This window comes from Rummeliibacillus suwonensis (assembly GCF_007896435.1).
GTDB classification, from domain to species: domain Bacteria; phylum Bacillota; class Bacilli; order Bacillales_A; family Planococcaceae; genus Rummeliibacillus; species Rummeliibacillus suwonensis.
Genome location: NZ_VCBL01000009.1, coordinates 1 through 3,415, shown reverse-complemented (window position 1 = coordinate 3,415; position 3,415 = coordinate 1). Strand labels below are relative to the sequence as shown.

General features: G+C 31.5%; 2 protein-coding genes and 2 pseudogenes. 1 reads left to right on the top strand and 3 read right to left on the bottom strand.

Going from position 1 to position 3,415, the window contains the following annotated elements:
- Nucleotides 1-207, bottom strand: a pseudogene (locus FEU33_RS19475) (hypothetical protein); the annotation flags it as partial.
- A 428-nt stretch (nucleotides 208-635) separates the two neighbouring features.
- Here FEU33_RS19475 and FEU33_RS18510 point away from each other — a divergent pair.
- The gene (locus tag FEU33_RS18510; protein WP_146550952.1) at nucleotides 636-1,070 is read left to right on the top strand and encodes a DUF3888 domain-containing protein; all 435 of its coding nucleotides are present in this window, start codon (nucleotides 636-638) and stop codon (nucleotides 1,068-1,070) included.
- A 686-nt stretch (nucleotides 1,071-1,756) separates the two neighbouring features.
- Here the strand turns inward: FEU33_RS18510 and FEU33_RS18505 are convergent.
- Complete coding sequence (locus FEU33_RS18505; RefSeq protein WP_146550951.1) at nucleotides 1,757-2,332, bottom strand: hypothetical protein; 576 nt, start codon at nucleotides 2,330-2,332, stop codon at nucleotides 1,757-1,759.
- Between the two features lie 591 nt (nucleotides 2,333-2,923).
- A pseudogene (locus tag FEU33_RS18500) lies at nucleotides 2,924-3,415 on the bottom strand (hypothetical protein); the annotation flags it as partial.

The window sequence follows — 3,415 nt, the reverse complement described above, 5'->3', positions numbered from 1 at the left end:
TTCATGGGTTGTATCGCCCACTGTTTTCATGAGGCGAAGTCCATTTTCATCATAGGTATAAGAGGCTACTGTGTTGCCTTCTAATGTTTGAACGCTTGTTAAGCGCTGTGCTTCATTATAGGTGTACTGAAAGTGTTCATCTTGTAGAAGGTTGCCATCTGCATCATATTGGTAGTCCGTATTGTTTTTCTTTTCAATTTGATTGGCATCGTTAAATTGTGCGGCTTATTTTAGTAAATCCTAATTGAATGTTATGGTATTTTGATCGTAATCACCTGCTAATTCCAAAATAGAAGAAGATCCTCAATATGTAAAAGATATTGGGGACTCTACAACTTAAATTAAAATCTATTGTCAGAATTATTTTGGCGAATGACACTTATTCTAATGGATCGATTCTATTTTGATCAGGATGATATTTATTAAATGAATAAAATTAAATAAATTGGTAAGACTAAAATTACTTTTTTTAATCTATTTTCATTCGGCGATCTTCTAAGTACAAATTCTTCTTAGTGCTATACATCTCAGGATATTTTTAAAATTTTAGATTAGGATGAATAATTCAGGTTATTTATGGATAGCCTATTAACTAGGCAGTTTGATAATATTTTAAAGGGGATGAATGAATATATATGAAGAAATTATTATTGACCGTTGGGCTTGTAGTTGGTTCAATTGCAACAGGAGGTTATAGCTTTGCAGCTAAATCTCAGGATTCAAATAATTTAAATAGTTCAAAACAAGCAACAGATTATTTTATGTTAAGTTTGCTTTCTGACAAAGTAAACGAAGCTGTTTCAAATTATTATAAAGAAAAGGTAAGTATAGGTAATCCTGATTCAATATTTATTAAATACGGACAATATACTAATATTAGTCCAGTTCAAGTATTTATAAGTGAAAAAGGAAACAGACTAAAAAATTCATTTGTAGTTAAAGTTAATGTTATGCCTCAGAAAAATGGTATTTTAGGAAAAGATACCATAACTTTTGGAGTAGAAACAAAGGGTGATATTCAAATAAGAATGTTAGACTACAAACATACAGCATTAGAAGATAAAAAGTAAATTTTTAAGGTCTTGTCTGAAAAGCCTCTAAAATAAAGCAGGTGAGGAAAAACGAGTCGTTCTTCTACACCTGCTTTTGGATTTTGGATTTTCTTCTGTTGATTGCTGGCATACGCCAACAGAATATTGATAATGCTAATTTTTTACGTTTTTAATAATCTTCTTATAAGTGCGTGTTTTATATTTAAATTATGTCCCATAAAAGGATTAAAAAAATCAAATAAAGAAATATTCCTACTATCATTCTACCGCATAAACATAATTTTCTTCGCCCCCATCCCCCCATATCGGCTATGACTGTAAAGGACAAACACAAGATTCCTTCAATTTTTGTAAATATGGAATAAAACAGAGTGTGTCAGTTGGAGGTTAATGAGTGGTGTAAAATATGATGAATTGATTCTCTGTGGCCGTTTGAATGCTGTAGTCAGGTTTCAATTTTCTTTTTTATACGCATTGTAGAAAGTGGACAGCCCCTTCTAAACTTCCATCAGTGGGGATTTTCTTCGTCCTCCACTGATGGTTCACGTCATCTGCATCAAAAAATATCTTTATCTTTTCAAAATCGTCTCTTATTTTATAAAGCTTGCAATGCAATAATAAATTATATTGTTAGGCAGATTCATGTATGGTGTTCTGAGAGGTCGTCTAATCAATTAATGATTAGACTCTTATTCGATTATTAATCAATCAAATCCTTCAGCATATATATAGTCTTGGGTATAAGCGTTGCTAACTTCAACATAAAATTCAGCATCATTATCGCTCCCATCTACAAAGCCAGAAATATTTTCCGCTAATAATATATTATTAAACGAATCAATTCTTACTGGATTACCAACAGGATCATCTGCATTATCAGGATCATATTCCATTAGTTGTACTGTAAAAGAGTTGCCAGCAATAATATCAGTAAATTCTACTTTGAAATTTCCACCTGCTGAAGCCCAATTCACACTGGCCCCTCCTGGTATAGCTTGTTTGTTATCGTAATAAGGATAAACAGATCCCCCATATTTTCCTCTACTCTGCCACCCAGAAGGATCGGACACAGCTAAAGGAGTGGTTGTTTGACTTGAAACCATCCGATTTTCAGGAGTTATTAATTCTGTCTCTTGTGGCGTTAGTGCTCTTACTTGAGGTGGTTGTAAATTAGTAGAATCCTGGGATGCTTCAGTACTAGCATAAACTGATGTGGGGACAGTTAAAAATGCAGCCAGCCCAATTCCCATTAAAATCTTATTGATCCTTGTTTTTCCCATAATTTTAAATCCCCCCTTCTTGTATTAATTACATAATTAGACAAGTAATCAATAAATCCTTCTATCAAACAAAAATTTTTAAATTTTCTGCAATTCTCTTATTGGCTTTAATTAAACGAAATGAAAAAGTATAGACAAAGTGTGTATCAAATATAGACTAATTGAATTCATCCTCAATTTTTTCATCTGTCATCAAATTATATTTCAAATTTTTTTTGGATAAGTACATATTTTTGTGTATACGATTAATTCTTACTTTTATCGTAAGATTGGAGGCAATTATTTTGGTGACTGGCTCTTATTCTTTCGTATATCCAATCAATTATTTTTTGGAAAATACTTTTCATTCAAAATGTTAATACCCGCAAAATCTTTAATTAATTTTAAGCTATTAAACAATTAGAAATCTAAAAAATATACCAAGTAATCCCTATAAGGAACAGTAATGATACAATCGCAGACAATATTCCATACCACGTTCTAAGCCTTAAATAAAATACTATACTAATAATCATCCAAATTATGCCCAGTATTCCGGAAATAGTCGTTTTGTTCAATTCAAAATCCATTCTAAATATCCTTTCCTTATTTCTAATGATATTTTTTTTCAATTATTTTAGCAAAATTCTTAATACTATATTTTTTATAATGCTTATAACCTTCATACATACCTTCTGAAAAACAATAAATTACTGATAGTCCAGAAATAGGAACTAGACTTCGCAAACCCACTCGGAGTGCAACTCTTCGTGCTTGTTTTTTTATACCTTTCATTATTTTACCCTTATTATGTTTGAAATCCTTCATTATTGAAGTATACGAATGCAATCCATTATATTTTAAATGAAGTTGATAAGTTGCATAAGCAGTAGCCACTGCACCACTAATTGTATTAAATGAAATTCCGCCAAGTAATTCACTAATTAAAAATGCTACACCAGCTGCAATACTATATTTTAATTTACGTGATAATTTTCCATTCGGATCCACATTCATCACTGGATCATTATTCGCATACGTATACCCATTCTGCGACAACGGTTCATCATCATCACCTGGATGTGGATCTAACGCTAGAAACGC

Coding starts and splice junctions, on each gene's coding strand:
- FEU33_RS18505 (WP_146550951.1), bottom strand. CDS start 2,332: ATGGGAAAAACAAGGATCAATAAGATTTTAATGGGAATTGGGCTGGCT.
- FEU33_RS18510 (WP_146550952.1), top strand. CDS start 636: ATGAAGAAATTATTATTGACCGTTGGGCTTGTAGTTGGTTCAATTGCA.